Raw genomic sequence first — 23,583 nt, 5'->3', positions numbered from 1 at the left:
GACGCGATCGCGGCGCATGAAGTATAATCAGGAGCGTCGATTGAATCTATTAAGGAATCGGAGGATGATAGAAGTCATGGCTGCGAATCGGATTTTAATAATTTGCTGCATCGTTGGGATCGTTTTGGGGTACGCCGTCGGAACGTTCGTCGACTCGGTCAACCTGAACACTGCGCTGACAATCGGGCTGATCGGCGGACTGGCGGTCGGGTATCTCCTCGATAAAAGCGGCGCGCAGACCGGAAGCGGAACGGCGAAAACCGCCGCGCCGTCGTCGAACGACAGCGTTGAACGCGCGAAAGCCGCGCTGGCCGCCGCCCGCGGCGACGCCGCCGAAAAGGCCGAAAACGCTGCGGAAGAAGCTGAGAACGTCGTGAAAGACGCTGCGGCGGACGTCGAAGATATTTTAGCGAAAGCCCGCGAAGCGATCAAAAAAGACGACTGATTTACGGTAAAAAAACCGCTCTTTGAAGAGCGGTTTTTTTACCGTAAAATTATGAATAAAACCTTTATTCCTTGTTATATGGTTCGATCGACGAAATCGTTGCCTGGACGATATAGCGCTTTTTATACTCGTCGTCGATAAAGTTATAATCGTCGCAGGTCACCAGCGTCAGCGACCGCTCGCCGTTCGGCTGGAACATCATGTACGCGTCGTCCGGCTTCGTCCAGAACGAGTTGTTGACGCGGTACGTGTACTTATATCCGTCCGTCCCATAGATAATAATTTCATCTTCCATATGCAGACTGGTCAGGTTGACGAAGACGCCCTGAGAATAATAATGCCCCGTCAGGACGGTATTCCCCGGATACGGAAGATAAGCGCCGCCCTCAAGCTCGCCGACATACCCGCCCAAGACCTTCAGGTCATACCCGCCGGACAGGTCCTTCCCGTTCAGATAGTTGATATGCACGATTTCAATCGGGTATTCCGTCCCCAGCCCGATCGCCGGAATCTCGAGCGTATTGCCCGTGAAAATAAAGCCGGACTGATCCGCCGCGCTCATCGGCGCCGGCGAACGCAGCGAATACCCGGTATCCGGAATCGGCTCGCGCGGGCATTCCTGATCCGTGGCGTTAATAAACAGGTTAGTATTCTGTTCCGTGGTTCGCCGCGTATACGCCATGACAAATTCGCTGAGCGTATCGTTCTGATAAAACGTCGGCTTCACCGGCATAACGATCTTCCCGCCCTTGATAATCGCGCGCGTGAACGGCGGGAGAATAATCTTATCCTTATAGCAGCCGGACCCATCGATCGTGTATCCCTCGGCTAACAGCTGCCATTCGCATTCCAGCTCCGCGATCTCCGCGACCGACGTCAGGCTCGACTTCGACGGGTTCAACCGGTATTCGAGCGTCAGCGCCGAATAATTCGAGATAAACCCATATTTCTCGTTGACCGCTTCGAACTTCTGCGTCTGGGGAACGTAATTCTCGCCGCAGCCATCCCAGATCACCTTATACATCCCGTCCGAGCCCTCGCTCGAGCAGGTATTCTCGCCGGCTTTTTCGGGAACCGTCAGGTAGAATTCCATCATCGCGTTGTTCGGGTACCAAGGTCCGCTTCCGGCACCGGACATCCTGATATCCGGCATCATCGCGCGCACGAAATACGTTCCCGCGCCGCGGATCGTCACGTCCATCTGCTTGATCTCGAACGGCCGGCCAGCGCCCTGAAAAGTCTTCAGCGGGATTCCGGTATATCGGCGCATATTGGCTTCAGGAGTGGCGTTATAGTGCCACCAGCGGTTATCCACCTCGGCGTCGTCGACGTAAATCCGGTGGATATACGTGTCCGACTGCCGTTCCTTATCCGTGCAGGTCGCGTTCTTGCAGCGTTCGACCTCAAAGTACCAGTTCCGCAAAGGCGCCGCGGCAAAGGTCGACGTAGGGATATAACCGCCGGCAACCGCCGGCGGCATATCCGAACCGGCCAGCGATGGCACCGAAGTTATCGGATTATACCCGTTTCCAGTAGCATCCGTGAAGCTGATCGACGCGACCTGCTTCGTCGGGATGCAGGGGTCGTAAGCGACGCTGGTGGTCCGATATTTCAGGTTGGTCGCGACATCGCACGTTCGCGAAAAGACGACGCTCATCTCCCGTTCAAAATGGAACATGGAGTTTTCGTAGCCCAGCGTTGGGTTCTTATTCGCATAATAGAACGTAAACTTGAAATCCGAAACCGTCGGAAGACTCTCGAACGGCAGCGCCCCAACATCGATTTTGATCGTTCCCCCTACAAACCGGAGCGGCAGTTCGTTATGAACAGTCGCCCAAGGCGCGGCAGGGACAAAACCTATCGGATTCACCGAGTGATCGGCTGGATTTGTACCCTTATGATACGCATAAGTTACTTTATAGTCGACATTAACATTATTTTTAAAGTTCAATTCTATACTATAATCAAATTCCTTGATCACCTTATCGCCGTAAAAGCGAACGCGCCCGGTATCAAACGCCTCGCCCAACGGCAGGCTGACGATCGTAAACGCCTTTCCGGGCTCGTCCTTAAAACTGAGCGTCTGCGCCGTTTGCACGACGCCGCCGTCATGGCATGCAGCTTCTTTATTCGCATTAAACACGAATTTATCCGTCTTCGGCGTTCCGTCCGGGTCCGGGATCCATTCCCGGATCGACATATTCCAAGCGCAAGCCGTCGAAACCGCGTCGATCGTCGCGTGCCCGTCGAGCAGCTGATCCGTCGTAACGACCAGACTGTTAATCTTAATCGTATATTTTCCCGGAAGCGCCGGGTCGGTCGGGTTCGGGCCCTGGAAAGCGGGGATGAAACGGATCCCGACACGTGCGATGACGCCGTTCTTCGGGAAACTGTTGCAGCTGAACGAGTTCGGCGGATTCGGCGGATTCGATGACAGCTGCTGGCATTGGTAGGGCGTGCTGTCCGAAGCGGCGTATAAAATCAGCTCCTTGACCCGGTCGTTGCCCGTCGTGTATTCAACGCCGTTCGGATCGGTAATCGTCACCAGGACCCGATCGCGCCATTTTTCAACCGTCGTCCCGGTTATCGAAACGCTTCCGGTAAACAGGATCCCGTCCGTATGAAACGCTTTGCAGTCCCCGCCGCTCAGGAACTCGGTCGCGGCGAAAACCGACCCCGCCGCGATCAGCGCGACGACGGCGACAGCCAGGACGGCCTGCCATGCTTTTTTCAGTATCATCTGCGGATTTTTCATGCAACTCTCCTTCATAGCTCTCCCCCCGAACCGGCAGGGAAACGTTCAGATTGATGAATCTGATTTTCTAATCGTACCATAAACCCCGCCGGGATAAAACCCCGTTCCTGAACGAAACGTTTTCCCGCCCGATCGGACCGCCGGCGCCATCATCAGCATAAAGCATGTCCTGAACTTTTCGCATCTGAATCCCTTAAAACCCCACGACGTCAAGCGTCTCGAAGCGCAGCGTCTCCGCTTCGGGCAGGTGGAAAATCGTTCCGCGCCGGTCCTCCCGGACGCGCAGCATCGCCTTCCCCGACAGACGCATGAACTCGCCGGTTCCGTTTAAATATGAAACGTCCGAACGTCTTAAAAAGTTCCCGCCCATAAAATAAATCACGCCGTCGGTCAGGACGCTCCGTCCGCCGTCCGCTTCCGTCCGGACCTCGACGACACGCCCTAACTTCGCGAACGTCCCGAGCTCGTTCCCGCCATACTCAAACGCGTAAACAGGCGCGCCGGGATCCGCGAACGCCTCGCCAGGCGCGGGAAACCGCCCCGCGCGCAGCGTCCCGTTCAGGAAGTTCCGCCCGGATTCCATCGTCCAGAATTCACCCTCGATTCCGGTCTCATTCCAGTTCGCTTCCCAAAGATAATCGCCCGGATTCGTCGTCAGGACGGCCGCGTTCCCGGGCAGAAAATCGAATATCCCCGCCGCCAGCGCGTCGCAGCCGGCCCGATACGGATCTGAAAATGCCCGGTCCAGCAGGTTCAGGACGCTCCGGTTCTCCTGCAGCGTAACTACGAAGACCACGACATACGCCGCCGTCAGCCCCTTCAGGATCCATCGGTCAGCGTAGCGCCACGTCCGGAAACAGGAAGACAGCGCGCCGATCAGCGCCGTCGTCAGCATCGCCGTCCCGTAATAACCCAGATACGCCGGAAGATATCCCAACCCGGGGACAAGCTGACCCTGATAACGGAGGCTCAGCGCGATCGAGACGCCGGAAAGCAGGAACAGCGACGCGCCAAGCGCGGCAAGCGTCCGCAGCGATCCGGGGCGCGCATCCGGTCGGAGCCGTGAAAAAACGCGGAAAATCAGCCATGCGGCGATCGCGGCCAGGACGAAATCAAGAACATTCATCGCGAACAGCAGCTTTACCGGCGTGAAATTGAATACCTGATCGATTTGGGTAACGTCGCTCAGGATCGCCGCCTCGGTCCCAAACGTATGAAAATTCAGCGGCAGCCCGGCGACTGTCTGCCTCAGCCAGGTTCGCAGGATCGCCGTCCAATCCCAACTGAACGCCGCGCCGCTGTACCCCAGCCCGGCGTCCAGGTTCAGCCGCACGTACGCGACTGCGCCGACCGCCGCCAGCCAGACGGCGACGTAAGGAAGGCTGACGGCAACGACACGCCTGACCTTCCGCGACTCCGCCCAGGCGATCACGGGGATCATCAGCAAGAACGGGAACACGACTTCATACGTGAACAGCCCCATCGCGAACGCTGAAACCGATGCGACGAGGTACCGGCGCTTCCCCTCGCGGACATACTTGATCAGCCAATACGCCGTCAGCAGCAGCTCGACCAGAATCAGCTGCATCAGCGCGTAAAATCCGGTCAGCGCGTCCTGATACGGGCGCATCTGGAAACACAGCAGCGCGATCAGCATCACCAGCTGCCCCATGCGTTTCGAGCCGGTGATCTTTCGAACGATCATTCCGGATAAAAACTGATTCAACAGGATGAACAGTAAAATCAGCGTTTTATAAATCAGCGGGTTCCGCAGCAAGAAGAAAAAGTAATAGTAGACTGAAAGAACGTTAACGCGTCCCAACGCGAAGTATTTCTGAATAAACACCGATAAATTCAGCCACAGCGGCGCCGCGTCGAAGCGTTCCGCGCCGTAAACCGTCGCGTTCACCGCGTCATCCCAATAATACCCGCCTTCCAGCATCGGCGTCAGCATCAGCGCCGTCAGCCCTAGGATCCAGATTTCAGGATTCCATACCGCAAAGAACGAATTCCCGCGTTCCTCCGCGTCCCGGATCGGAATCCGGAGCAGGACCGCCCAAACCGGGAGCAGCAGCGTTAAATACCCGAAACGCGACGGCGTTCCTGTCAGCGCGCTCCGCTCCGCGATATAAACGCCAGCCAGCCCAGCCGTCAGCGCCAGCCGCGAAATCAGCTTCCGCGACAGCGTAAACGGACCGATCCTGAGCCGGACCGCCGCTGACTCAAGAGAACGTTCTGATTGGCGATCGAGGAATATGCCGACCAGGAAAATCACAACGAAAAAGATTTTCCCAGACCGTGTTTCGCCAAAAAAGCCGTAAACGCCACCGAAAACCGTCAGCACGCTGAACCAGAAGCCCAGCTGCTTGAGCGACGAATAAACCGTGCGTATTTTTGAAGACGTTAGCAATCGATTCATGATTCTTTTCTCAGCTTTTCCAGATTCAGATTCGCCGCCGTTTCCGCGCGCCGATTAACGAAACGAAGTCAGTCCGATCGAATCGAAGAGGATCGCTTTCGGATCGTCGACTTTATAGAGCCTTCCCGCCGCGGTCGTCCGAATCAGCCAGGCGTCGCGAATCGGAAGCGTAACCCCGTTCCCGCTCCAGCCGACATACGAAATCGCGTCCGCGGTCCGGTCGAAACCGCGAATAAAAACGTAAACCGAATTAACGATCGGATTTTCGAGCTGAACGGGCCCGCCGGCCATTTCCGTCGCCCCATCCTCCGGCGGGTCGGATTGGATCAGCTTCCCGAATTTCACGAAGCCACTGTCCTGATTCCCCGCGGACTCGATCACGTAGCGATTCGAAGCGAATTCGGCGGCGAAGGCTTCGTCCTGAATCGCCTGATGATAGGCGCGCGCAGAGATCGCGTTAACCGGACAACCGCTGTTCAGCGAGTAGAAAAGCGCTGAAGAATATTCCCCCTCCCATCCGGTTTCCCAGAGCGCCGACGGCTGATTTGAGATCAGCAGGTCGCCGTCCGATATGGGATCGAGGATCCCGCCGCGGAGCGCTTCCTCCGCCGTCTCGCGCCCATAGAGGAACCCCTCGTTCAATACACGGATCACGGCCCGGTTCGTCTGCTGATTCATGCAGTACAGGACCGCGAAGACGGAAAAACCGATCAGGAACGGCGTATTCGCCCCCATGCGCCGGGACAGCCACGGGAAGATCCGGGCAACTCCAATAAAAATCAGCCACGCCGCGGCAAAGTAGCCGAAGAAAACCGGAAGGTAGCCGACGCCAGGAACGAGCTCCTCCTGATATTTCCGGCTCAGCGCGATAACGACCGACGACAGCGCCAATAGCGCCAGCCCGAAAGCAAAATGATACGGTTTAACTTCTGCCGGGCTGAACGCCTTGCGCAGTTCCGACAGCAGCACGAACAGGACGAGCAGCGCGGTAACGTCGCACCATTCGATCCCGCCGATAAACGTCGAGAACGTCGTCTTGAAAATCTCGCGCGGGAAAACGAGCCGCGTCAGGACGAGCGACTCCGGCGCGCTCAGGCGATAAGCGAACGGGAAAGCCGCCGTCGCCTGATTCAGCCATGCGGCAAAGAATTTACCTGGATTCGCCGAAAAGGTCGTCCCGGAATACCCCGCCGCGCCGTCGGGCGAAGCAAATTTAAGCGCGATCGTCAACGCGAAAAGCAGCGCCGTGATCAGAAGATGGCCCCACGCGGCGCGCAGCCCGGCCGGAACCGATTTCCGCTCGAAAACCGCCGTCATGATAAAAATCAACAGCAGCGGATAAAACATCTCATACGTCAGCAGCCCGATCATGAAGAGGACGAGGCTCCCGACGAGACGCCCCTTTCGCCCGCTCCGCAGGAAATCGATCCATAGCGTCATCGCCCAGCAGAACTCGATCATCAGCACCTGCATCAATCCATAATACGAAACCAGCGGATCATGATACAAACGCAGCTGGAAGCAGATCGGCAGCAGCAATATCGACAGCGTCACGATTCTCCGCGGACCGAAAATCCGCCGCGCTAAGATCCAGAAAGAGAGGACGCTCAGGATCGTCATCAGGATCAGGAAAACTTTATACGCGCGCGCGTCCGGAAGAAGATAGAAAAAGAAAAACTGAAACGTCGCGAACGGATTGATCCGGCCGCGCGAAACGTAGCGAACGATCTCGCCCCAGGTCCGCTCCCAGATCGACCCGCCCGCCAGGCGCAGCCCGGGAAGCTGGACCGAGAAATAGGCGTCGTCCCAATAAAAACCGCTCTGCACGACCGGCAGCAGGCTGAGGATCAGGAATACGATCGCCAATACGTTCGCGAATCGCTCGCTCAACCCGATCGGCCGACAGAATTTTCCGTCCGACAGCGCGTTCAGCCGCAGCAGCAAACCCGACAGCAGCGCCATCAGCGCCAGAAACGAGTAAAACCCGATCCGATCGAGCGCTTTCGCCGTTGGGTACCGATAGCTGAAGACGTTGATCAGGACAAAATATCCACCCCCTGAAATCGCCAGGCCCCAGGCGATAGCCGAACCTCGCGAATACCCGTTCCAGCGCAAGTCGAACGCAATCAGGAACAGGTACGCCAGCGCGATCAGCAGCCCCTGCTTAAACGGCCCCATTCCGACATGCGTCGGAACTACGGCGAGCGAATCGAATACCAGCGCCAGAATGCCAATCCCCGCCGCGATGATAACCCCGATCAGAAAAGGGTGATAGCTGCGATTCTTTCGTCTCGTTTCCATGATGAAAAATTATAAATCAGTTTGCCTCAGCTTTCCTGTGATTTGCCTCGAAGGCTCAACCTTCCAGGACGAACCCTGCGTTGACCGCTATATTTATCACGCCGGATTGTTCATGCTCCAATTCAAACGCTGCAACTGAAAGCCGTTGTCCTTTCATTCTTTTCCTCTCCATATATGGCGTTTTTCAAAAAGAATAAGCCGATATAAATCAAATATCGTTGCTTCAAGTCAAATTTTGTGCAACTTACCGCAACTTAAATCAAGCCCATATTGGAATGTATTTCCTGTGTCTTGGCGCCATATTCGGTTGAATCGGTTTGATTACGCCTGCTTCAAGCGATTCTTTGATAATTCGCGACGCTTTATATTTATCGGCTGAATCTATATCGAATAAATTCCGAATATTATTATTCGTTATTGCCTCGCCATTAACATAGGCATAACAGGCTTGCATGTAACAGGTTCTGATCCGATCTTCCTTACTCGTTAAATCTAACGGGATTTTCGAATACAGTGTAACCTTCGTAAATCTATCGTTCTGGATTTCTATCTTTGGCGCTAACATCGCTCTTTTTCCAGTAGCGTCAATCACTTTATCATAACCGCTTCCACGTTCTTCACAAATTCCACATTTATGCATAAATCCCGCAAGATTCTCGTTTCGAGAAACCGGGACCGTATCTACGATTCGCTCAACCGGGACCAAAGGCGAGCCGACGTTTGAAAACTCAATTCTGTTCTTAAAGACTTCAATCATCGGATTCGTTCCCCTCTGATCAATTGCCTGATGAATAATCATATTCGCCGTCAATTCACGAATCGCTATTTCCGGGTACGCTAAAACAGACTTTCTTATTGAATCTTCTATAACTTCCTCCTGCGGAATAATTGTTAAAATGTATTCGACAATTTCGTCATAAGAAATAGCATATCCGCTATTAAATACTTTCTCGCGGATCGTTTCCAGTCTGTTGTTTTCTTTATACCAGATAACCCTGACAAGCTTATGTCCTAATTCATCAAAGCTTCTTAGATCTTTAGCAATCAACAACGCACCTAAATTCGTGATACTGAATCCTCCATGGTCGTTCTTCCTGATGAATTTTTCGTTAGAAAAATCGTCGATAACTTTATTCTTATTCTCAGGCAACGCAAAGCCCATCTTTTCATAATATCCCGCAATATCGAATGATTTTAATATGTAATCTGGCGATATATTCTCTTTTGCATTCCTAAGCTCATGGGGCGTCGTATCGAAAGCGCGCCATAAGGCTCTTTCTCTTTCCGGATATTCTTTTAATTTCTTCTTATTCGATCCAATTCGAATAAATTCCTCCCCTGAGAACTTGACCGGCTGCCTGTCAGCGGCAGGAATTTCCAGTAATACTACTCTAACGTCATCCACCTCAACATCAAAAAATCTGAAAGCAACGCTCGGACTCAACATTCGAGACAACCATAATTCCAGTTCCTCAGAGCCTTTCCGGCAGGTCCTGAAATTAAACGATGTTCCGATAAGTTTATGCGTAGCATCATCCACACCCCAGATCATATAAGCTTTCGGTCTAATGATCAGAGCAGTAGAATTTGCTAAAGCAGAAATGTATTCGCCTATTTGTTGGGGGTCACACATATTATGTTTAAATTCGACCCATTCTGTCTCACACGGTAGAGAGATCAATTCTCGAACCAAATTTCTTTCATAGTCCTGATTCTTCTTTATTATCATCTCCCCCCCAATTCTCACCTCAGACCCACTTCCGGATCCGCGCCCAGCCCTTCTTCCCCAGCTCAACGCACTCCGTCCGGCAGTCCGCCCCCTGCGCCGCCCAGAGCGTCCCGGCGAAGACGCTCGTCGCGGCGAAACGCAGCGCGAACGCCGCCGCGGGATTCAGCGAGGAGAAAACCAGCCGCGTCTGAACCCCCGCGCAAAGCGCGTACAGCGCAATCGCCAGGATAAAAAAGCGCCGGTCCCAACGGATCGGGAAGAGGCGGTCCGAAACGATCCACCGTCCGATCATCGCCGCCGCATACCCGATCAGCTCGGCGAAAACCGCGCCGGTCAGCCCAAAAAGCGGGACCAGAATCCGATTCGCGATCAGGTTCGCCGCGACCGCGGCCGCCAGCATGACCGTTACCCAGATCGTCCGCCCTGTCTTCGCCGTCCCCGGGTCGACGACGTAAACCCCCATGGTAAAGAGCCAGCGCAGCTGGATCACGGCCAGCAGCCCGACGCCGACGAGATATTCCGGCGGCGCCAGGAGCAGGAATATCTCCCGCGCCCCCGTCATCATGATCGCCGCGATCAGCAGCGTCCCATACGTGAACAGCGTCAGCATCTTCGGCAGCGTGCACCTGAGCCTGTCCTCCTCGCGAAACAGCGCGTACATCATCGGTTCCCACGCGTTGCAGAACGCCTGCGTCGCCAGCGTAATCACAATCGCGGCCTTATTCGCCAGCCCATAGTAAGCAACCTGAACCTCGCCCGCCGCCGCGTTCAGGACCAGCCGGTTATTCGCCGACAGCGACCAGGCCAGAATCGAGCCGGGAACGAGCGGGAACGAATAGCGCGCGATCCGCCGGAACCAGCGCGGCGAAAACGCGAACGTCAGGTAGCGCCGCGAGCCGGCAAGCGCTAAAATCGTCCCGATCAGGTTGGCGGTGAATTGCGCAACGTAGAAGCCGGGCGCGCCGGTCCGGCGGAACCCGACCCAGTACAGGATCGACCCCATGTACGCGGCGGAAACGACCAGCGAAATAACGATATACGGAAGCGCCTTGTTCTGAAGCCGAAGCAGCCCCATCGCATACGTGTAAACCGAAACAGGGATCATCGAAAGAAACGCCAATCGGATCAGCGCCGCATTCCCACCGCTCCCGAAAAGCCGGAACGACAGGGCCGACGAAAAAAGAATCGCCCCCAGCGCGATCGCCAGGCCGCAAAGAAAAACGAAGATCATCACGGTTGAAACGACCGTCCGCCGTTCGCCGCTCGCTTCGTCGGTTTCATTAAAGAAACGATACAGCCCCGAAATCGTATTCAGTCCGATCAGGAGAGAAAAATAACCCGACGCCGAGGTAATGACTTCGATCGTCCCGTATTCCGACGCCGTCAGCGACCGAACCATCATCGGCAGCGTAATTAAACCAGCCGCCTGCGACAGGATGCCGCCGATTCCATACAGGAGGACGTTCGCCGCGATCGAATTGCCGTTCTGATTCCGGTTCATTTCAAATCAATAGGAAAAAAGAGAGCCGGCGCGGAAAGAGCCGCTGAAAATCGCCCGGTCCCACGCGAAAGCGCTTCAGTCGTCGCCGCCCTGATCGCGCTGGATATGATGAATCCCGTTGCGGACCTGATTCAGCGCCAGTTCCATCTCCGCTTCCAGCTGCCGCAGTTTTTCGAGCGTGTATTTATCCGCCTCGCGCTTGATCATCTCCGCCTCGGTCATTGCCTGCGAAACGATCTGATCGGCCCGTTTCTTCGCGTCAATCGTAATTTCCGACGCGGAAATCAGCTGTTCCTTCTTTTCGTTGGCGATCTCGATCGTCCGCGCCTGCTCTTCCGACGCCTGCGCTAAAATCCGATCGCGCTGCGCGAGGATCTGTTTCCCGCGGTTAATCTCGTCCGGAATCGACACGCGCATCTGATCGATGATATCCAACAGTCGATCTTCGTCGACAATAACGTTTCGCGTCAGCGGAACCGATCTTCCCTGACTCGCTAAGTCCTCCAGCTTGTCAATCAGTGTATGAATATCCATAATTTCACCTGCTTCCTGCGACGCGATCACGATCTATTAAAATTATATCCGATAGCTCCTGATTATTATAAACGCGGCTTCTCCGCGGCTTTCGTGAGGAACCGTTCTTTAACGTGCGGCGGGACCATAGTCTTCGGATCGCCCTGATTCAAGACGATTTCCTTAACCGTCGACGACGACAGGAACATGAAGCGCGGATGCGTAATCAGAGAGACAGTCTCAATATCCGGATGAATCTCCTGATTCGCGAGCGCCATCCGGAATTCATAGTCGAAATCGGAAAACACGCGCAGCCCGCGAACCATGACCGACGCGCCGATCTTCTTCGCGAACTGCACCGTCAGTCCGTCGTAGCCGACGACCTCGATATTCGGATAATTGGCAACCGCCCGGGAAAACATCTCAATCCGTTCGGACTGCGTAAATAAGACGGTCCGTTTATCCGGAGACGCGTAAACGCCGACAACCAGCCGATCGAACAGCTTCGACGCGCGCACCGCGATATCCAGATGCCCGTAATGCACGGGGTCAAAACTTCCGGGAAAGAGAGCGGTAATAATCATGTCGCTAACTGATATCCGTCTGAATGACCTTTTCAACGCGTTCGGCTTCCACCCGAAGCGCCTGATGCTCCTGCGCGGATAAGTCGGGATCGGCGGAAAAAATCCGTTCCGCCTCAGCGCGCGCAAGCTGGATCAGTTCCAGATCGAAAAGCGTCGCCAGCTTGAATTCCGTCAGGCCGGATTGGCGCGTTCCCAACGCGTCGCCCGGGCCGCGTTTTTCCAAATCCTTCTCCGCCAGCTCGAAGCCGTCGTTCGTCTGCGTCATGGCAACGAGCCGGTCGTTCTCGACCGAATCGTCCTTTTCGGGGATCAGGATACAGTACGACTGCGCGTCGCCGCGGCCGACCCGACCGCGGAACTGGTGCAGCTGCGCCAGGCCAAAGCGGTCCGCGCCTTCGATGACCATAACGGTCGCGTTCGGAACGTCGACGCCAACTTCGATAACCGACGTCGACACCAGTAAATCGACCTCATGATCCTTAAAAGCGGTCAGGATCGTGTCCTTTTCCGCGTCTTTCAATTTCCCATGCAGGAGCGAAATGCGCCGATGCGGAAAGATTTCGTCGCGAAGACGTTCGAACGACTTAACCGCCGCGACTTCGTCCTTTTCGCCGTTGTCGCCGCTGTCGATCAGCGGATAAATCAGGTACGCCTGCCGGCCTTTTTTGAGCTGATCCTCGACAAAGTACCAGGCGCGTTCCCGCGCGACCGGCGGGAAAACGCTTGTTTCAATCGGGATCCGCCCCGGCGGGAGCTGGTCGATAACCGAAACGTCCAGGTCGCCGAAGACGGTCAGCCAGAGCGAGCGCGGAATCGGCGTCGCGCTCATGACCGCGACATGCGGACTTTCCCCCTTGGAACGCAGGATTGCCCGCTGCCTGACGCCGAAACGATGCTGTTCGTCGATAATCGCCAGTTCCAGATTCCGAAACTGAATCGGGGCCTCGAGAATCGCGTGCGTCCCGATGACGAGCCGGATTTCGCCGGATTGAAGCGCGTCGGTGATCCGCCGTTTTTCGGTCTCGGATGTCCCGCCTGAAAGGAGCGCCGTATTCCCGGGCGTAAGGTTCAACCCGCTCTCCGGGAAGGTAAACGCCTCCAGCAGCTTCAGCAGGTTTTGATAATGCTGTTCCGCGAGGATTCCCGTCGGGGCCATCAGGACCGCCTGCCCGCCGGAATTGGCGACGATCAGCGCGCAAAGCAGCGCGACGATTGTTTTCCCGGAACCGACGTCCCCCTGGATCAGGCGGTTCATCGGGTGACCCGAGTCGATATCGCCGCGCATTTCATTTAAAACGCGCCACTGCGCCTCGGTCAGCCGGTAAGGGAGCCGGTCGGTCCAACCGGTTATCCGCTCGTCGGAAATCCGGAAGCAAGTCGCCGACGCCTTTTTCCAGTCTGCCTTTGCGCGGACCGCGTTGACCTGTCCTAAAAAGACCTCGTCGAACGCCAGCCGCCGCCGCGCTTCGCGCAGCGTTTCCTGCGACGAGGGAAAATGAATCTGGGCGATCGCGTCCGGGAGCGCGTCGAGTTTCGCCCGCTGCCGGACGTCCGGCGGAAGGAAATCGCCGAGCGCCTCGCGCCAGTGGTTCACTGTATTAAACGCCATCCGTCTCAGGAAGCTCTGTTTGAGCTGCGAATTGGTTGAATAAATCGGAACGATCCGGTTGGTTGTCAGGTGATCCGCGTCGATCGTTTCCCAGTCCGGCCCGTTCATCACGGCGCGGCCAAGATACTCGTCGACCTTTCCCGAGAAAACGTAAACTGTCCCCGCTTTGAGCTGCTGTTCGATCCAGGGCTGGTTGAACCAGACGAGACGGATTTTCCCGGTTCCGTCGCCAACGACCGCCTCTGTCAGCTGACGGACTCCGCGCTTGACCGTCGAAATCGAATACACGTTGCAGATAATCGTGACGACGTCGCCGTATTCGAGCTCGTTGACCTTCTTAAACGTCGAATAATCGTCATACCGGCGCGGGAAATAGTAGAGAAAGTCGCGGACGGTATAGATCCCCTGCTTCGCCATGCTTCGCGAGTTCTGTGGGCCGATCCCGGGAATGACGCTGACCGGCTTTTCCAGCATCTCGCTGTTCACGCTCAGGTCGTCGAAACGGATCTTCCGGACCTGAAATCGCGGCGGGCGATCCGTTCGCTCGCGCCGCTCATCAAATCGTGCCCCGTCGGAACGTGGCCGGGACTGCGCCGGTTTAGGCCTCGGGGAACTCGCCTTCTTCGAAACCGGCGAGCCTAACCGTTCGCTCAGCGCGAGACCCGCCGCCTCCCGCGCCTCACGGTCCATCTCCTCGTACCCGTTCAGGTACGCACGGACCGCTTCGTCCTCTTCCGGGCTGAGCTCGTCGCCGCCGGACTCCTGATTCCAGATTGGCAGGAATCGGATCATGCCGCCGACGACCGCGCGATTGTCGCAGCCGCGGTTAATTTCCAAACTGATAAATTTTAGAAGCTTCTCTTTTGCAGACAACATAATATGCTTATTTTATCGCATTCTCACGCGCTGCGCAGTCCTTTCGGGTACATTCAGAGGCCGGGGCGACTATGAACGCCCCGCCGTCAGAAAACAGAATAAAATCGCTTAAAAAAAGGTAAACTTAACCGCAGTTTTGATAAACAGGAGCGCAATTTATGGCAATTAATTTCGGGACAGACGGATGGCGCGCGGTCATTTCCGACACGTTCACCTTTGATAACCTGCGAATCGTATCGCAGGCGGTCGCCGACGCGGTTCAATCCGGAACCTGGCTCAAGCTTTCCAAAGTCGAGAAAGTCGAAAATCCAAACCGGATCGTTATCGGATACGATACGCGGTTCCTCTCCGACCGGTACGCGCGGGAAGTCGCGCGGATCTTAGCCGCGAACGGTTTCGAAGTTTACCTGAGCCAGTCGGCCGCGCCGACGCCCGCGATCTCGTTTGCAACGCGGAATTACGGGGCGATCGCCGGCGTCATGATCACCGCGTCGCATAACGCCCCGCGCTACAACGGCTTCAAGCTGAAAGCCGCGTTCGGCGGGAGCGCATTATCGGAACAATGCGACCTGGTTGAAGTGTACATGAACGACAACGAGACGCGCGGCCGCGGCCCGAATATCCTCGACTACGAAAAAGCCCGGGACATGGGCCTGATCAAAACGTTCAACCCAACGATCGAATACGGCGCGCACCTGCGCAGGCTCATCGATTTCGACACGATCGCGAACGCGAAAGACCTGAGGATCGTCGTTGACTCGATGTATGGATCCGGGCGCGGCGTCATCCCCAATCTTCTTCAGGGGACTGGCCGCGAAGTCACCGAGATTCGCGGGGAGCTCAACCCCGGTTTCGGCGGGATTCATCCGGAGCCGATCAAACGCTACCTCGGCTCGCTTGCCAGCGCGATCGGCGCGGGACTGGGGAACCTGGGACTGGCGACCGACGGCGACGCCGATCGGATCGGCGCGATGGACGAGCGGGGAAACTTCGTCGATCCGCATAAAATTATCGCCCTCGCCGCCCGCTACCTGCGTCAGGAAAAAGGACTGAACGGCGCGCTCGTCCGAACCGTCTCGACGACGCGCATGGTCGACGTTTTAGGCAGGAAGTACGGCGTCGACGTTTTTGAAACCCCGGTCGGCTTCAACCATATCGCCGATCACATGATGGAACGCGAGGTCCTGATCGGCGGGGAAGAGTCGGGCGGTATTTCCTTCCAGGGCCATATTCCCGAAGGAGACGGAATTATCATGGGGCTGCTCGTGACCGAAATGGTCGCGAAGAGCGGAACGACGCTGTCCGAACTCGTTCAGTCGCTCGAAGACGAAATCGGCGCGTTCCGCTATGATCGGATCGACATCCGTCTCGCCCGTCCGGTTGCGAAAAAAGACATGATCGACATGCTCATCCGCCGGGCCCCCGCGGAAATCGGCGGCGTCCAAGTCGCGGAAATCTCGACCAAAGACGGCGTCAAGTACATTCTGGAAGACGACGGATGGCTGCTGATCCGGCCGTCGGGAACCGAACCGGTCCTCCGCGTCTACGCGGAAGGGCATTCAGACGAGATGGTCAGGACGCTCCTGAACTACGGGAACACAGTCGCGGATCGCGTTAAATAAACCCAATCATAGTTATCCATACTTCCGGGAGGATTCATGCTCATTCCGCCGAATATTGCTTCGAGCGCCGCGCTGATCCTGACAGGGACGGATTCCTCCCGGAGATCCTGATTAAAGACGGTATGACCGGACCCGCCGCTCCGTCCTGGCGCAAATCCAATCAGGCGCGGCTGAAATAGGACTGATCAACGTCGTCGAGCCGCAGGCTGACAACCTGGCTGATCGAATCCTTCGAAATCGTCACGCCGTAAATAACGTCCGCCGTCTCAACCGTATTGCGGTTATGCGTGATCAGGATAAATTGAATCTCATTGCTCAGCTCGCGCAGCAGTTCGCAGAACCGCCCGACGTTCGCTTCGTCCAGCGCTGCGTCCACCTCGTCAAATACGCAGAACGGCGTCGGCGATACGCGCAGCAGCGCGAAAACGAGCGCAACCGCCGTCAGGCTGCGTTCCCCGCCGGAAAGCAGGGATAATTCCTGCTCGCGCCGTCCCGGAAGCTTCGCCTGAATATCGATCCCGGAGCTGTTTAAATCGTCCGGATCGGTCAGCACCAGCTTCGCCGTACCCCCGCCGAAAAGCCGGGTAAACAGGTCGCGAAATTCCGACTGGACCTTTTCGAACGTCGTCTGGAACGCGGTTCGCATCATCTCCTCCAGCTCGACGATCACCTCGCGCAAATCCTTATCCGCCTGACGAACGTCCGCCAGCTGCGTCTTCAGGAAGGCATAACGCTCCTGAACCTCGTCGTACTCTCTGATCGCCTCCGGATTGATCGGCCCCATGCGCCGGATCGACGATTTCATCCGCTGAATCTGGTCGTTGAGCGATTCCGGAATTTCTTCGACACTGGCTAACTCGGAAACGAGGTCGCCGAGCGGAAGCGTCGACTGCCCGATAACTTTTTCGTCAAAATCGAACGATACCAATCCAAAATCTTCTTCGATCCGCGATTTCAGCGAATCCAGACCATTTTGAAGGCGCGAGACTTCGAGCTGCGCGATCATGAGGCTTTTTTCCGCCGCCGCCGACCGCTGCTGAGCGGATTGAAAATCGGACTGCGCCGCGGCCGCCGACTGGTCGTACGCGGTTAACCGGCCTTCAGCGGGCTGAATCGCGGCCTCGATCCGCTTCGCCTCTGCGCCGCTTTCCGTCTCCTCGCGTCGGAGCGTCTCGCTCCGTTCGTTAATTACCGCGATCTCGTCCTCTATCGCGCGGATCTTTTCGCCGTTCGCCGCAATCCGCGCCTGGTTCCGTTCCATCTGCGCGGCCGCTTCCTTCGCGCGCGCTTCCGCTTCGCGGATCGATTTTCCGGTCACGGTATACTCAATCGTCCAATACTGGAGCTGACTTTGAAGCTCTTCCGGATGGATCGCGTGGATCGCGTCCTGAAGCGCGCGGATTTCGGTTCGAATCGTTTCCAACGCGCATTCGGCCGCCGCTAACGCCTGACGGTCCGCGTTGATCTGGATCATGAGCTTCTCGCGCTGCGCCTCGTTCTCCTGGATCCGCTGACGCTGGAACGCGATGAATTGTTCCTGCTTTTGAACGTCGATCTGAAGCCTGCTATGCGCCTTCCGATCGCCGTCAAGCGCGGCGGCCAGCTCCTTCCGTTTTTCCGATATAGCCGACTGACGAACTGAATTCTCGTTAACCCGCAGCGCGAGATCGCCGAGTTTCGCGTTTTCCGACGCCTCGGACGTCCCGATCCGCTCGATCTCCGCCGCCAGCTCGCGCATCTCGCGTTTCCGCGACAGCAGCGCGACTTTCGGATTCGTTCCAGCGATAACAACGCCGTCGCCATCAAACCGCTCGCCCGCGGCCGTCACCAGCGTCTCGCCCGGACGAAGCACAGATCGCAGCACATCCGCTTTCCGGAACGCTTCCGCCGCGTCGGCTTCGCCGCCGATCAGGTATGCTCCATCCAAAAAACGCCGCGCCAGCGCGGCGTATTCCGGCTCGGCCTCGACGATCGCCATCAGCGGTACACAGCCAGCAGCCAGCAGCGCTTCGTTCGGGCCGGATTCCATTGTCCGGTCGCCGCCGTCGTCAGAAATAACGACGCGGCCGTTATTCCCGGCGCGGAGAAGCCCCGCGGCCGCGGCCCAATCCGACCGGTCGACAATAACGCCGTCCAGCGCCTCGCCTAAAACCGCCGCGGCGGCGGTTTCCGCTTCCTTCGGGAAGCGGAAAAGCGCGCCGATCGTCGTTACCGCTTTCGTGAGCTGGCTTTTCTTCGCCGCCTGGACGAGAAACTGCGCGCCCTGGTTCACGCCGGTCAGGTTCGCGTCAGCGCTCGTCAGGACGTCGAGCCGCGCTTTCTTCTGCGACTGGGCGGTACGGATTTCCGCCAGCGCGGATTGAATCGCAGCGCGTTCCGTCAGGAGCGCGTCGGCTTCCTGCCGGACCTGCGCGAGCTCGTTCGCCGCGGCCTGATACGCCGCTTCATTCGCGCTGACGGTCTCGGCCGCAAGCCGGAGCTTCTCCCGAATTCCCGCCAACTCAGACTCCGCTTTTTTTCCCGTCTCCTCGAACGTCCGATTTGACACGTCGATCGAGCGCAAACGCTCCCGCGCCTCGTCGAGCCGCGCTTTAACCCGGACCTTATCATTTTCCTTCGCGGCGCTCTGGTTCCGCTGGTCGGATAAGCGGCGACGAAGCGTATTCATCTCCGCCAGCTGCGTTTCGAGCTCGGCCTCAACGCGTTTTTTCTCCGCGCCCGCCGTCTCGATCCCTTTTCGCAGCCTGTCGATCTCCTGCTGCGTCTGCGCCAGGCGCTCTTCCTGATGCTGATATTCGACCTGATTCAGCTCGCTCTCTTCGCCAAACTGTTTCAGCGAGCGATCCGCCGCGATAAGCCGTTCCGACAAAATCGCCGCCTCGCGGGCCGCCCGTTCCTTCGCCGCGTGGACCTGCGAAAGGGAACGATGAAGCTCGCCGATCGCGTCGCGTTCCGCTTTAATCCGCGCCTGAATCTGATTCACGAGCCGTTCCTTCTCGCCCTGCCGCGCGCGCGCTTCGGCCGCGATTCTGGACTGCGCCTCGACGCCTCGGATCGCCGCTGAAAGCTCGCCCTGGGACTTATGCCAGTGGTACCCGTACCAGTCGCGCAGCAGCGCCTTCAAATCTGCCTTGAGCGATTCGTACTCCTTCGCCCGCTTCGCCTGCTTCGAAAGAGAAGCCAGCCGCGGTTCCAGCTCGGCTAAAATATCGCTGATCCGTTCGAGGTTGCGCCGCGTCTGATCGAGACGGCCGACCGCTTCGTCCCGCCTCCCACGGAAAAGCCCGATCCCGGCTGCCTCCTCGAAAAAGCTCCGCCGCTCGTCCGCTTTAAGCGCCAGCGCCGTATCGATCAGGCCCTGACCGATAATCGTATATGTCCGTTCGGCTAATCCGGATTGCCCCAGAAGCTCATTGATATCCTTCAATCGAACGCGCTGGCCGTTGAGATGATACTCGTTTTCGCCGCTCCGATAAGCGCGCCGCGTCAGCGCAACTTCATCGTAATCGATCGGGAGCCAGCCATCCTCGTTTCGAAACGTAATCGTCACGGACGCCATTCCGGCGCGGGCCTTCTGGTCCGAGCCGGCGAAAATCATGTCCATCGTCTTCCGCCCGCGCAGCAGCGTATACGACTGCTCCCCCAGAACCCAGCGGATCGCGTCGGAAACGTTCGACTTTCCCGAACCGTTCGGACCGACGATCGCGGTAATCGCGCCGGGAAATTCGAGCCGGACCTTCTGCGCGAAGGTTTTATAACCTTGAAGCTCGAGCGATTGTAATTTAGTCGACATGCGTTTTTACCGCTTCATTTCCGTCCGCTTCAGCCATAACGAAAGCGCCCGGGCCGGCTACTCCGCCGTCCCGCCATAAAAACCCAAACGCGAAAGCGCGTTGAGCGCGGCGTCCTTGGTCGCGGCGTGCTTGCTCGATCCTTTCCCATGGCCGACCGTCTTTGGGCCGACGAGAACCTCGATCTCGTACATTTTCGCATGATCGGGGCCGGATTCCTGAACAACGACGTAACGCGGAACGTCCAGCCCACGCGACTGAAGGATCTCCTGAAGCTGGCTCTTCGGATTCTCGCCCTTACGGTTGGCGACAATATCGTCGAGCGCTTCGGTCATAATCGGACGCAGAAAATCGCGGACTGCCTCCAGTCCCTGATCCAGGTAGAGCGCGCCGACAAGCGCTTCGAACGCGTCGCAGAGAATCGGCGTTTTCGCACGGCCGCCAGCGATGATCTCCCCGCGCCCGAGCCGGAGCGCCCGACCCAGATCGATTTCCCGCGCGAACGAGGCTAACTGCTCGGTATGCACGAGGGCGGAACGATACTTCGTCAACTCGCCCTCAGGCATCTCCGGCATCGCGTTATACAGCCACGCGCCGACAATGAACCCCAGAACAGCGTCGCCCAGAAATTCGAGCCGTTGATTGTCTTCAATCGCGTCGGCATGTTCGTTCAGGAAGGAACGGTGCGTCAGCGCGCGATACAGCAGCAGCCCGTCGTTGAACGTCAACCCGATCCGCCTGGAAAAATCCTCCGGTAATTCGTATGGTGCGTTTTTCTTCATTCGTTTTTCTCCTTTATAAAACCCTGACCAGCTGGGAATTCCGGAGCGCCGCAGTTATGAATTAATTAAGGAATGCATTCCGCAAAAAAGTTTTGAAAAAACGAATTCATCAACCAATTCAGCGCGGAGCCGTTCTCATCCCGCTGGGACCGTAAAACATTATATCAATAATTTACATTTCCAGACCGTAATTCGTCAGCAGGACCGCCGCCAACGCCGCCGTTTCCATCCGCAGGATCCGTTTCCCGAGCGTCGCAATACGCCACCCCGCCAACCGCGCCGCCGCGGCCTCCCCGGCGCCATACCCGCCCTCGGGACCGACCGCTAAATAAACGTCCGACGGCATCCCCGTTCGCCGAGTCTCTTCGAGCAGCGCCCGCAACGTCAACTCCTCCGCCTCTTCCCAGAACAGGACCTTCAGCGAACCGGAAGGCAGGGCCGGCAACGGATCGGACCCCGGGCTGAGCGAAGGATCAGCGGGTAAATCCTCCGTGCGGGCTGCGATCGCCGCCTCAAACGTCGTCGGCTCCATGAGCTCAGGAACGCGGTCCCGTCCGGATTGCTCCGCCGCTTCGAGAATGATCTTTTCCCAGCGCTCGCGCTTACCGGCTAAATCCGCGGCCGAGCGGATCAGGCTGCGTTCGGAAATCGTCGGAAGGAAGCGACCGACCCCCGCCTCAGTGCATTTCTGCAAAATCCATTCGAATTTTTCGCGCCGCGTTACCGGCGTCAGCAGCGTCATCCGGTATGGCGTTTCATGACCCGATTCGGCCTCGCCGACGATCCGTCCCTGAACCGCTCTATCGTCGACCGTCAGCTCCACGAGAAAGCCCCGCCCCTCCCGTTTCAGCGCGACAACGCGTTCGCCGTCCCGAAGCCGAAGGACGCGGCGGATCTGATTCGCCGTTTCAGGCGGAAACAGGACTGCATCCGAAGAAAAGCTGCCTGCAGGAAGGAAGAACCGATGCATGAGGCCGCTCCTTAATCGCCTTCGGTCGCATCGTCGGAATCGGTCAGGCCGTCCCCAATCGGTTCCCCACGCCCGCGCAGGCTCAGCTCCTTGTACCGGCGTTTCTTCTCCGCCCGTTCCGCCCGCGCCGGGTCGGCTTCCGCCGCCGCGCCGGCGATAACAACCGTATATTCGCCGCGCGGTTCGTTCTCACGGAAAACGGCCAGAAGCTCGCTGAGTTTTCCGCGGTCAACCCGCTCAAAAAGCTTCGTCAGGTCGTTCGCAACGGCGGCGTCCCGGTCGCCGAAGACATCGAGCGCGTCGCTCAGGAAACCGGTCAGACGACGCGGACTTTCGTAAAAGATGAGCGTATGCGGCGCGCGGCGGTCGACCTCAAAAAAGCGCTTGCGCTGACCGGGCTTCCGCGGCGGGAAACCGCGGAACGTGAACGAATGCACCGGGAGTCCCGAAAGCGTCAGCGCGGCGACAACCGCCGTCGGGCCGGGATTGACGCTGACCGCGATCCCCTCGCTCAGGCAGGCGCGCACGAGCGTAAACCCGGGATCGGAAACCGACGGCGAACCGGCGTCGGAAACGAGCGCGACGTTCAGCCCCTCGCGAAGCGCGTTCATCACGCGCGGAAGCGCTTTGGCTTCGTTATCCTCGCGGAAGGAAAGCTGCGGCTTCCGGATATCGAAATGATGAAGAAGCGTTCCCGTTTTACGCGTGTCCTCCGAGACGACTAAATCCGCCGCGCGGAGCGTCTCCAGCGCGCGCAGCGTAATATCGCCAAGATTTCCGATCGGCGTCGCAACCAGATTCAGCATTTCCCGTTCCGGCCCGCCGTTTCAGGCTCCGGCGCCTCGCCGGCGCCGATCGACCCGAACGGGCAGAATTCCGCGCCTGGGATCCGCTTGCGCATGATTTCAATCGCTTCAGGATTTTCGTCGACCAGGATGCAGTCGCGCCCTTCCTCGGCACAGACCGCCCCGGTCGTCCCACTCCCGGCGAAAAAATCAAGGACAAGGTCGCCGGAATTCGAAGACGCACGGACGATCCGGCGAAGGATCTCCGCCGGTTTCTGCGTCGGGTAGCCGGTTTTCTCTCTCCCGTTCGTCGGGACAATCGTATGCCACCAGGTATCCGTCGGAAATTTTCCAAGTTTGCGCTTTTTTTCGCTGACGAGACTCGGCGCCATGTATGGAATACGGTCGACCGCGTCGCGATTAAACGTATATCGTTCCGGGTCCTTAGCGTAATACAGGATATTATCGTGCTTCGCCGGCCATCTTTTCTTCGATCGTCCGCCGAAATCGTACGCCCAGATAATCTCGTTCAGGAACGAATCCCGTCCGAATATCTCGTCGATCAGGACCTTACAGTAATGCACCTCACGATAATCGATATGGAAATAAAAAGAACCGCTCCCTTTCAGCAGCCGGTGCGCTTCCTCGATCCGCGGCCGAAGAAAATTTAAATAATCGTCAAAGTTGTCGGAATAACGCCGCTCGCTCAGGATTTCGTCGCTATAGGTAACCCCATTAAAACCACGCCGCGTCCCCGCGTCCGAGCGCGTCATGCGGTAATGCGTTCGTATCTGCTCGTGCCCCGTATTAAACGGAGGATCGATATAAATCAGGTCGACCGTTCCCGATGAAAGCGTTTTCAGGTACGCGAGGTTCTCAGCAGCGACTACACGAATCATGC

At 57.3% G+C, this 23,583-nt stretch carries 15 protein-coding genes; 2 read left to right on the top strand and 13 right to left on the bottom strand.

The genetic code is table 11. The annotated features are described in order from the left end of the window. The first annotated feature begins 64 nt into the window (after positions 1-64). A complete protein-coding gene (locus BEQ56_04500; protein AOH42800.1) occupies positions 65-445 on the top strand; it encodes a hypothetical protein in 381 nt (126 codons plus the stop codon). Between the two features lie 64 nt (positions 446-509). Here BEQ56_04500 and BEQ56_04495 read toward each other — a convergent pair whose 3' ends face one another. The 8 genes from BEQ56_04495 to BEQ56_04460 all read right to left on the bottom strand — a co-directional run bounded on the left by BEQ56_04495 (position 510) and on the right by BEQ56_04460 (position 14,732). Continuing rightward, positions 510-3,200 carry a hypothetical protein gene (locus BEQ56_04495; GenBank protein AOH42799.1) on the bottom strand — a complete coding sequence of 897 codons (2,691 nt, stop codon included), beginning with the start codon at positions 3,198-3,200 and terminating at the stop codon, positions 510-512. Positions 3,201-3,393: 193 nt separating this feature from the next. Next, positions 3,394-5,619 carry a hypothetical protein gene (locus tag BEQ56_04490; protein AOH42798.1) on the bottom strand — a complete coding sequence of 742 codons (2,226 nt, stop codon included), beginning with the start codon at positions 5,617-5,619 and terminating at the stop codon, positions 3,394-3,396. A 54-nt stretch (positions 5,620-5,673) separates the two neighbouring features. Next, positions 5,674-7,920: a hypothetical protein gene (locus tag BEQ56_04485; protein ID AOH42797.1), complete on the bottom strand. Its 2,247-nt coding sequence runs from the start codon at positions 7,918-7,920 to the stop codon at positions 5,674-5,676. A gap of 259 nt (positions 7,921-8,179) precedes the next feature. Beyond that, positions 8,180-9,649, bottom strand: a complete 1,470-nt coding sequence (locus BEQ56_04480) for a transcriptional regulator (GenBank protein AOH42796.1) — start codon at positions 9,647-9,649, stop codon at positions 8,180-8,182. A gap of 19 nt (positions 9,650-9,668) precedes the next feature. After that, positions 9,669-11,150: a hypothetical protein gene (locus BEQ56_04475; GenBank protein ID AOH42795.1), complete on the bottom strand. Its 1,482-nt coding sequence runs from the start codon at positions 11,148-11,150 to the stop codon at positions 9,669-9,671. Between the two features lie 75 nt (positions 11,151-11,225). Then, positions 11,226-11,714 carry a hypothetical protein gene (locus BEQ56_04470; protein ID AOH42794.1) on the bottom strand — a complete coding sequence of 163 codons (489 nt, stop codon included), beginning with the start codon at positions 11,712-11,714 and terminating at the stop codon, positions 11,226-11,228. 35 nt (positions 11,715-11,749) lie between these two features. Continuing rightward, positions 11,750-12,244, bottom strand: a complete 495-nt coding sequence (locus tag BEQ56_04465; protein ID AOH44404.1) for a pantetheine-phosphate adenylyltransferase — start codon at positions 12,242-12,244, stop codon at positions 11,750-11,752. A 7-nt stretch (positions 12,245-12,251) separates the two neighbouring features. After that, positions 12,252-14,732: an ATP-dependent DNA helicase RecG gene (locus tag BEQ56_04460; protein ID AOH42793.1), complete on the bottom strand. Its 2,481-nt coding sequence runs from the start codon at positions 14,730-14,732 to the stop codon at positions 12,252-12,254. Between the two features lie 158 nt (positions 14,733-14,890). On the opposite strand from BEQ56_04460, the gene BEQ56_04455 reads away from it, so the two are divergent. Further along, positions 14,891-16,354 carry a phosphoglucosamine mutase gene (locus BEQ56_04455; GenBank protein AOH42792.1) on the top strand — a complete coding sequence of 488 codons (1,464 nt, stop codon included), beginning with the start codon at positions 14,891-14,893 and terminating at the stop codon, positions 16,352-16,354. Between the two features lie 160 nt (positions 16,355-16,514). Here BEQ56_04455 and BEQ56_04450 read toward each other — a convergent pair whose 3' ends face one another. From BEQ56_04450 to BEQ56_04430, 5 genes are all read right to left on the bottom strand, one after another. Beyond that, positions 16,515-20,147 carry a chromosome segregation protein SMC gene (locus BEQ56_04450; protein AOH42791.1) on the bottom strand — a complete coding sequence of 1,211 codons (3,633 nt, stop codon included), beginning with the start codon at positions 20,145-20,147 and terminating at the stop codon, positions 16,515-16,517. A gap of 57 nt (positions 20,148-20,204) precedes the next feature. Next, complete coding sequence (locus tag BEQ56_04445; protein ID AOH42790.1) at positions 20,205-20,927, bottom strand: ribonuclease III; 723 nt, start codon at positions 20,925-20,927, stop codon at positions 20,205-20,207. Between the two features lie 172 nt (positions 20,928-21,099). Then, positions 21,100-21,897 (bottom strand): hypothetical protein, encoded by a 798-nt coding sequence (locus tag BEQ56_04440; protein AOH42789.1) that lies wholly within the window; start codon positions 21,895-21,897, stop codon positions 21,100-21,102. Positions 21,898-21,908: 11 nt separating this feature from the next. Continuing rightward, on the bottom strand, positions 21,909-22,703 hold the full coding sequence (locus BEQ56_04435; GenBank protein AOH42788.1) for a 16S rRNA (cytidine(1402)-2'-O)-methyltransferase: 795 nt from the start codon (positions 22,701-22,703) through the stop codon (positions 21,909-21,911). Next, positions 22,697-23,581: a DNA methyltransferase gene (locus BEQ56_04430; protein ID AOH42787.1), complete on the bottom strand. Its 885-nt coding sequence runs from the start codon at positions 23,579-23,581 to the stop codon at positions 22,697-22,699. The genes BEQ56_04435 and BEQ56_04430 overlap by 7 nt, the downstream gene beginning before the upstream one ends. Positions 23,582-23,583: the final 2 nt, after the last annotated feature.

Source organism: Anaerolineaceae bacterium oral taxon 439, from assembly GCA_001717545.1.
Classification (GTDB): domain Bacteria; phylum Chloroflexota; class Anaerolineae; order Anaerolineales; family Anaerolineaceae; genus Flexilinea.
The sequence above is the reverse complement of the archived record's forward strand: the minus strand, read 5'-3'. Positions and strand labels throughout refer to the sequence as shown.

Coding starts and splice junctions, on each gene's coding strand:
- BEQ56_04500 (AOH42800.1), top strand. CDS start 65: ATGATAGAAGTCATGGCTGCGAATCGGATTTTAATAATTTGCTGCATC.
- BEQ56_04495 (AOH42799.1), bottom strand. CDS start 3,200: ATGAAAAATCCGCAGATGATACTGAAAAAAGCATGGCAGGCCGTCCTG.
- BEQ56_04490 (AOH42798.1), bottom strand. CDS start 5,619: ATGAATCGATTGCTAACGTCTTCAAAAATACGCACGGTTTATTCGTCG.
- BEQ56_04485 (AOH42797.1), bottom strand. CDS start 7,920: ATGGAAACGAGACGAAAGAATCGCAGCTATCACCCTTTTCTGATCGGG.
- BEQ56_04480 (AOH42796.1), bottom strand. CDS start 9,649: ATGATAATAAAGAAGAATCAGGACTATGAAAGAAATTTGGTTCGAGAA.
- BEQ56_04475 (AOH42795.1), bottom strand. CDS start 11,150: ATGAACCGGAATCAGAACGGCAATTCGATCGCGGCGAACGTCCTCCTG.
- BEQ56_04460 (AOH42793.1), bottom strand. CDS start 14,732: ATGTTGTCTGCAAAAGAGAAGCTTCTAAAATTTATCAGTTTGGAAATT.
- BEQ56_04455 (AOH42792.1), top strand. CDS start 14,891: ATGGCAATTAATTTCGGGACAGACGGATGGCGCGCGGTCATTTCCGAC.
- BEQ56_04450 (AOH42791.1), bottom strand. CDS start 20,147: ATGTCGACTAAATTACAATCGCTCGAGCTTCAAGGTTATAAAACCTTC.
- BEQ56_04445 (AOH42790.1), bottom strand. CDS start 20,927: ATGAAGAAAAACGCACCATACGAATTACCGGAGGATTTTTCCAGGCGG.
- BEQ56_04440 (AOH42789.1), bottom strand. CDS start 21,897: ATGCATCGGTTCTTCCTTCCTGCAGGCAGCTTTTCTTCGGATGCAGTC.
- BEQ56_04435 (AOH42788.1), bottom strand. CDS start 22,703: ATGCTGAATCTGGTTGCGACGCCGATCGGAAATCTTGGCGATATTACG.
- BEQ56_04430 (AOH42787.1), bottom strand. CDS start 23,581: ATGATTCGTGTAGTCGCTGCTGAGAACCTCGCGTACCTGAAAACGCTT.